The following is a 6,629-nucleotide window of genomic DNA, read 5'->3' on the forward strand; positions in this document are numbered from 1 at the left end:
CAGGCAGGAGCGCAGGCCGCGCACCTGCATGTCCCAGCCGCCGGTGGTGGTGTCCACGAACGCGTCGGCGGCGGCCAGCAGCCGGCCGAAGTCCCCGTCGAAGTACGCCCGCATCGCCTCGCCGGAGTAGCTGGTGGCAAGGGTCTGCCCGCTGCCCCGGGCGGCCGGCGCGGTCGACAGCAGCGCGTCGGAGCGCAGCCAGTCGCCCTCCTCGCGCAGCGCGAAGGCGAGGTTCTGCAACGCCCGGGGCAGGGCGAGCAGCTGCTGGGTCCGGCTCAACTCGACCAGCGCGTGCAGGTCGTCCAGGCCGGCCCGGTCGCCGGCCTGGTAGCGGGCGGTGGCCGCGGTGATCCGGGCGTTGGTGCGGATCTCCGCCAGGCCCAGGCGCTCGCCGATCCCGGCCGCCGTCTCGGCGGCGGCGACCGCCGCGTCCCGCTCGTAGTTGAGCATGTGCAGCCGGCCCAGCTCGGCGTGCGCGTCCGCCTTCTGGGCACTGTCGGGCAGCGGTGCGAAGAGCGCGACCGCCCGGTCCAGACAGGCCACCGCGGCGCTACGGTCGGCGCGCAGCCAGGCGGCCTGGCCGAGCAGCGTCCACGCCCGGGCCGCGCAGGCGTCGTCGTCGTGCGCGAGCAGCCGGTCGGCCAGCGCGTGCAGCTGCTCCGGGCCGCCGCCGGAGAGGAAGGCGTTGCCGTCGCGGTAGAACGAGATCTCGGTGCTCAGCAGCTCCAGTTGCAGTCGGTCGACCGGGTCGCTGTCGTCGGCCAGGCCGAGGGCGCGGCCCGCGTGGCTGGCCGCGGCGTCCAGCCCGTGCAGGGCGTACGCGCGGCGGGCCGCCCGGTGCAGCGCGGCCCGCGCGGGGCCGGCGTACCGCTGGATCGGCATGCCCAGCGTGCGGGCGATCTCGTGGGCCGCCCAGCGGTGGTGCGCCAGCACCTCGGCCAGGTCGGTGTCCCGGCTCTGCGACAGCGCGTCCAGCCAGCCCGCGGTCCGCTCGTGCCGGGCCACCCGCTCGGTACGCGGCAGCCGCTGGTAGCAGACGTCGCGCACCAGCACGTGCCGGAACCGGAACTCCGGCTGCCCGGCCATCGTGGACGCCGCCTGCTCGTGGACGAAGTCGCGCTGCTCCAGCCGGCGCAGGGACCGCTCCACCGCCTCGACCGGCTGGCCCAGCGCGGCGGCCACCGCGCCCGGCCAGAACTGCACGCCGACCACCGAAGCGGCGAGCAGCACCGCGCGGTCCTTGGCGTCGAGCAGGTCGACCCGGTTGGCGATGACCGAGTGCACGCTCTCGGGCATCGGCAGTTCGAGGTGCTTCTCCAGCGACCAGCCCCGCCCGGACTGGCGCAGCGCGCCCTGTTCGATCAGCATCCGCACGTACTCGTGGGCGTAGAGCGGGTTGCCCCCGGCCACCTCGATCAGCGGGCTGAGCATGTCGGCGGAGAAGGCCGCCTGGCCGAACATGTGCGCGTAGAGCGAGGCGATGCCGGTGTCGCGCAGCGGCGGGAGGGTGATCGTCACCGAGCCGGTGATGGTGCCCGCCCAGCTCGGGTCCCGGTCCACCAGCTCGGGGCGGGCGGTGCAGAGCAGCAGCAGCGGCACGTCCCGGGCGGCGGCGCCGAGCAGCTCGACGAAGCGCAGCATCGCGTCGTCGGCCCAGTGCAGGTCCTCGAAGACCAGCACGGTGGGACGGCGGGCGGCCAGCGCCAGCAGGAAGCGACGCCAGGCCGACTCGGTCTCCTCGGCGGGCAGGGTGACGCCGGCGAGCCCGACCAGCGGGCGCAGCGCGTCGACCAGCCGGTCCCGCTCGCCGGGGCCGACCAGCTCGGCCACCGCCGCGCTCAGCCGGCGGGACGCGGTGGGGGCCGGGTCGGTGTCCAGGATGCCGGCCTCGGTCTTGACGATGTCGGCCAGCGCGGCGAACGTGACGTTCTCGCCGAACGGCGGGCATCGCCCGGTACGCCAGCTCACCGGCTCGTCGACCAGCCGCCCGGAGTGCCGGTACAGCTCCCGGATCAGCCGGCTCTTGCCGATGCCGGCCCGGCCGAAGAGCGTCACCACCTGGGGGCGGCGGTCCCGCAGCGACCGGTGCAGGGCGTTGACCAGCAGGCCCAGCTCGTGCTCGCGGTCGATCAGCGGGGTGGTGTCGGGTTCCCGGTCGGTCGGCTGCCGGCGTACCGGGGACAGGGCCAGCCAGACCTCGGTGGGCGAGGAACGCCCGCGCAGGGTGACCGGCGGCTGCTCGGCGTACCGGATGGCGTCCTTGGTCAGCGCGTGGGTGTTGCCGCAGACCAGCACCCCGCCGGGCGGCGACACCGACTGCATCCGGGAGGCGGTGTTGACCACGTCGCCGGCCACGATGGCCTGCCCGCCGTCGCGGGCGGCGGCCACGTCGACCAGCGCCTCGCCGGTCGCCACGCCCACCCGGAAGCGCAGCTCGTCGGCGCCGGTGGGGGCGAACCGGGTGAGCACCCGTTGCAGCTCCAGCCCGGCCCGCACGCAGCGCAACGCGTCGGTCTCGGTGGCGACCGGGGCGCCGAAGAGCGCCATCACCGCGTCGCCGATGTACTTCTCGACCACGCCGCCGTACTGCCGACGACGCGCTTGGCGGCGGAGAAGAAGCCGGTCTGCATGCCGCGGACCTGCTCGGGTCGGCCCGTTCGACGTACGGCGTGAAGTCGATCAGGTCGACGAAGAGCACGCTGACCCGGCGGCGGTCCTCCTGCGGGGTCGCGACGGGCCGGCCGGAGCCGGCGCGGGGCGCGCCGCACGAGGTGCAGAACACCGCGTCGGTGGCGAGCGGCCGCAGGCAGTGCGGGCAGAGCGCACCCAGCTCCGTCCCACAGCCACCGCAGAAGCGGTCGCCGTCGGCGGCGGTACGTCCACAACGGTCACACTGCGCGGAGATGACGCCCTCCACTGGGTGGGTCTGCCTACCGGTCGTCGCCCGGCGTCCATCGTGAGTATCGCCGTTGCCGGCGCTGTCAGGTACCGGGCTGTTGGCTTGTGGACACTCCTCCGGCCGGTTGGGAGAGCTACATTCAGGCGGCCGAAATCCCATCAATGATCAAGGGGAGAGATCATGGTGTATGTGAAGCTCGAGAGCGACTGGACCGACGGTGACGGCGTCGCCCACTCCGCGGGGGAGTCGGTCGACGTCGACGCCGCCACGCTGGCCGTGCTCCAGGCCGAGGGGATCGTCAGCGAGCAGTCCGGTGACGGCAAGGACGGCACCGACTGGGCCGGGCCGACCGGCACCACCACCAGTTGGGCGGGGCCGACCAGCACCACCCCGTGATCCTGGGCGGATGACACCGTGACGTGGCCGGCGCGCTCCGCGCCCGGCCGCGTCGCGCGGTCAGCGGTCGTTCATCCCGGCCCGGCGGCGCAGCGCCGACACGTCGGTGACGACGATCCGGCGACCCTCGGTCCGCAGCCAGCCCCGGCTGGCGAAGGAGCCGATCGCCTGGTTGACGCTCTGCCGGGAGCCGCCGGCCATCTCGGCGAGCTGGCTCTGGTTGAGCTCGATGGTGATCATCGGGGCCTGGCTCTCGCCGGCCAGCCGGACCAGGGTCTTGGCCACCCGGCCGGGCAGGTCCAGGAAGACGTGGTCGGCGTTCTGCTCGGTCAGCCGGCGGATCAGGCCGCCCAGCGAGCGCATCACCGCGTCCAGGATGCGCGGGTTGGAATGCACCAGCTCCATGAAGGCGGGTCGGGACAGGGCCAGCGCGGCGCTGTCCTCGATCGCCTCGGCGGACGCCGAGCGGGTGGAGGCGTCCAGCAGCGAGACCTCGCCGAGCACGTCCGGCGGTCGGATCACCGACAGCACCGCCCGTTCGCCGGTCGGCGCGGTGCGGAACACCGCCACCGCCCCCCGGCGCAGCACGATCAGCGACTCGCCCGGGTCGTTCTCCACGAAGAGCAGCTGGCCCTTGCGGTACGTGCGCGGCACCGCCGCGGCGATCACCCGCTGCCGCACCTCCGGCTCCAGCCCGGCGAACATCTCCACGCCCGTGAGGGCGTCACCCGGCTCCGGTAGGCGCATCTCCACGGCCCAACCCCTCCCCGGTCAAGGACCACAACTCGCTCACCGGGTGAACCTGACGGCCCCTGAAGAGGTGAACTGACACCGGTTCGGCGTCCGGTAGCGGTACACATCAGATCATGACGGTCCAGTCGCTTGCTGTACACCCCTCAAATCGTCTGCGTGACGCCGCCGGTCGGGGTCGAGGTGCCGGCTGAGGTGCGGTTTCGCCCCCGTGGCAAGGGCGGGGAGCCGGTCGGGAACGGACCCGGGCGGCGGACGCCGCCGGGCGTAGGCGAGGATTGACGCGATGGTCTACCGCTATTTCTACGACTGCGAATTCATCGAGGACGGCCAGATCGTCGACCTCGTGTCGATCGGTGTCGTCGACGAGTACGGCCGCGAGTTCTACGCGGTCTCCACCCAGTTCGACGACTCCCGCGCCGTGCCCTGGGTGCGCCGCAACGTGCTCGACAAGCTGCCGTCCCCGGCCGACCGCGCTTGGCGCTCGCGCGAGCGCATCCGCGACGACCTCTACGACTTCCTGCTGGAGCCGGTCCGCGACCGCCCGGGCGAGCAGCTCGAACTCTGGGCCTGGTACGCCGCGTACGACCACGTGGTGCTGGCCCAGCTCTGGGGGGCGATGCCGGCGCTGCCCCGGGAGATCCCCCGGTTCACCAAGGAGCTGCGCCAGCTCTGGGACGACCGGGGCCGGCCGAAGCTGCCCGACGCCGATGCCGACCGGCACGACGCCCTGGTCGACGCCCGGCACAACCTGGCGCGCTGGCGGGCGATGACGGGCCGGTGAGGCGATGCGGGTTTGACCCGTTCTGTCCTGGGCACCGGTTCGACGAGCCGATGCGAGGGAGTTCACGATGACCAGTGACCCGACCAGCGCCGCCGACGCCCGCCGCCGGGTGACCGAGCTGATTCGGCAGGCCCGGATCTGCATGCTGACCACCATCGGCGTCGACGGGCGGATGGTGAGCCGGCCGATGGGGTTGCAGGAGGCGGAGTTCGACGGCGACCTGTGGTTCTTCGCCTACGCGGACTCGCCGAAGGTGCGCCAGATCCGGGTCAACCCGGAGGTGAACGTCGCCTTCTCCGACCAGCGGCACGACGCCTGGGTGTCGGTCTCCGGCACCGCTCAGGAGAGCTACGACCGGGCGAAGGCCGAGCAGCTGTGGAACCCGCTGCTGAAGACCTGGTTCCCGGACGGCCTGGACACCCCCGGCCTGACGCTGATCAAGGTGCACGCCAACTCCGCCGAGTACTGGGACTCGCCGGGCGGTGCGGTGGTCAACCTGCTCGGGTTCGCCAGGGCGGCGGTGACCGGCAGGCCGCCGAGGGCGGGCGAAAACCACGAGGTCAGCTACTGACCGGTAGCCCGGTTCGGGGGGTGGGACGGGCCGGGGCGCGGTGTCGGCGGGCACCCGCGCCGACTACAGTGCGCACTGACGGCCCGCCCCGGGCCGGCAACGGCGCCGATGGTCTGATCTGACACATATCCTGGGGCTTATCCGGGCTTCACCTGATGCTCCAGGAGGATGAGCAGATCATGCGTATCGGCGTGCTCACCGGCGGCGGCGACTGCCCAGGTCTCAACGCGGTCATTCGGGCGGTGGTCCGCAAGGGCGTCGCCACCTACGGTCACGAGTTCGTGGGCTTCCAGGACGGGTGGAAGGGCCCGCTGGAGGGCCGGTCCAGGCCGCTGGGCATCGCGGAGGTCCGCGGCATCCTGCCGCGCGGCGGCACCATCCTCGGCTCGTCCCGGACCAACCCGTTCAAGATTGAGAACGGCGTGGAGCGGATCAAGGAGAACCTCGCCGCGCAGGGCGTCGACGCCCTGATCGCGATCGGCGGCGAGGACACCCTCGGCGTGGCCACCAAGCTGCACGAGCTGGGCGTCAACGTGATCGGCGTGCCGAAGACGATCGACAACGACCTCGGCGCCACCGACTACACCTTCGGCTTCGACACCGCGGTCAACATCGCGATGGAGGCCATCGACCGGCTGCACACCACCGCCGAGAGCCACCACCGCACCCTGGTGGTCGAGGTGATGGGCCGGCACGCCGGCTGGATCGCCCTGCACGCCGGCCTCGCCGGCGGCGCCAACGTGATCCTGCTGCCGGAGCGGCAGTTCGACGTCGACCAGGTCGCCGGGTACGTCGAGAAGCGCTTCCAGCACCAGTACGCCCCGATCGTGGTGGTCGCCGAGGGCGCCCAGCCGCTGGACGGCCAGATGGTGCTGCACAACCAGGAGCTCGACTCGTTCGGCCACGTCCGCCTCGGCGGCATCGGCCAGTGGCTCGCCGAGCAGCTGGAGGCCAAGACCGGCAAGGAGGCCCGCACCGTCGTGCTCGGCCACATCCAGCGCGGCGGCACCCCGACCGCCTTCGACCGGGTACTCGCCACCCGGCTCGGCCTGCAGGCGATCGACGCGGCGCACGAGGGCGACTGGGGCAAGATGGTCGCGATGCAGAGCACCGACATCGTCCGGGTGCCGCTGGCCGACGCCACGGCTGAGCTGAAGACCGTGCCGCTGGAGCGGTACGCCGAGGCCGAGGTCTTCTTCGGCAGCTGATCGCCCGGTGCCGGCGCGCGG

General features: G+C 72.8%; 6 protein-coding genes and 1 pseudogene. 4 read left to right on the plus strand and 3 right to left on the minus strand.

Annotated features, from left to right (window positions below):
* The coding region (locus JNW89_RS23270; protein WP_238450496.1) for an AAA family ATPase at positions 1-2,577 on the minus strand (2,577 nt) is incomplete at its 3' end.
* Between the two features lie 244 nt (positions 2,578-2,821).
* A pseudogene (locus tag JNW89_RS23275) lies at positions 2,822-3,058 on the minus strand (hypothetical protein); the annotation flags it as partial.
* 21 nt (positions 3,059-3,079) lie between these two features.
* Here JNW89_RS23275 and JNW89_RS23280 point away from each other — a divergent pair.
* On the plus strand, positions 3,080-3,295 hold the full coding sequence (locus tag JNW89_RS23280; RefSeq protein ID WP_088961071.1) for a hypothetical protein: 216 nt from the start codon (positions 3,080-3,082) through the stop codon (positions 3,293-3,295).
* A gap of 60 nt (positions 3,296-3,355) precedes the next feature.
* On the opposite strand, the gene JNW89_RS23285 is transcribed toward JNW89_RS23280, so the two are convergent.
* Positions 3,356-4,048, minus strand: a complete 693-nt coding sequence (locus tag JNW89_RS23285; RefSeq protein ID WP_088961072.1) for a Crp/Fnr family transcriptional regulator — start codon at positions 4,046-4,048, stop codon at positions 3,356-3,358.
* A gap of 283 nt (positions 4,049-4,331) precedes the next feature.
* On the opposite strand from JNW89_RS23285, the gene JNW89_RS23290 reads away from it, so the two are divergent.
* The 3 genes from JNW89_RS23290 (at position 4,332) to JNW89_RS23300 (ending at position 6,608) form a co-directional block, all read left to right on the plus strand.
* Positions 4,332-4,829 carry a polyadenylate-specific 3'-exoribonuclease AS gene (locus JNW89_RS23290; protein WP_238450497.1) on the plus strand — a complete coding sequence of 166 codons (498 nt, stop codon included), beginning with the start codon at positions 4,332-4,334 and terminating at the stop codon, positions 4,827-4,829.
* A gap of 67 nt (positions 4,830-4,896) precedes the next feature.
* Positions 4,897-5,400: a pyridoxamine 5'-phosphate oxidase family protein gene (locus JNW89_RS23295; RefSeq protein WP_238450498.1), complete on the plus strand. Its 504-nt coding sequence runs from the start codon at positions 4,897-4,899 to the stop codon at positions 5,398-5,400.
* A gap of 179 nt (positions 5,401-5,579) precedes the next feature.
* Positions 5,580-6,608 carry a 6-phosphofructokinase gene (locus JNW89_RS23300; RefSeq protein ID WP_238450499.1) on the plus strand — a complete coding sequence of 343 codons (1,029 nt, stop codon included), beginning with the start codon at positions 5,580-5,582 and terminating at the stop codon, positions 6,606-6,608.
* Positions 6,609-6,629: the final 21 nt, after the last annotated feature.

The sequence above is a fragment of the Micromonospora sp. 4G55 genome, from assembly GCF_016803375.1.

Coding starts and splice junctions, on each gene's coding strand:
- JNW89_RS23280 (WP_088961071.1), top strand. CDS start 3,080: ATGGTGTATGTGAAGCTCGAGAGCGACTGGACCGACGGTGACGGCGTC.
- JNW89_RS23300 (WP_238450499.1), top strand. CDS start 5,580: ATGCGTATCGGCGTGCTCACCGGCGGCGGCGACTGCCCAGGTCTCAAC.
- JNW89_RS23290 (WP_238450497.1), top strand. CDS start 4,332: ATGGTCTACCGCTATTTCTACGACTGCGAATTCATCGAGGACGGCCAG.
- JNW89_RS23295 (WP_238450498.1), top strand. CDS start 4,897: ATGACCAGTGACCCGACCAGCGCCGCCGACGCCCGCCGCCGGGTGACC.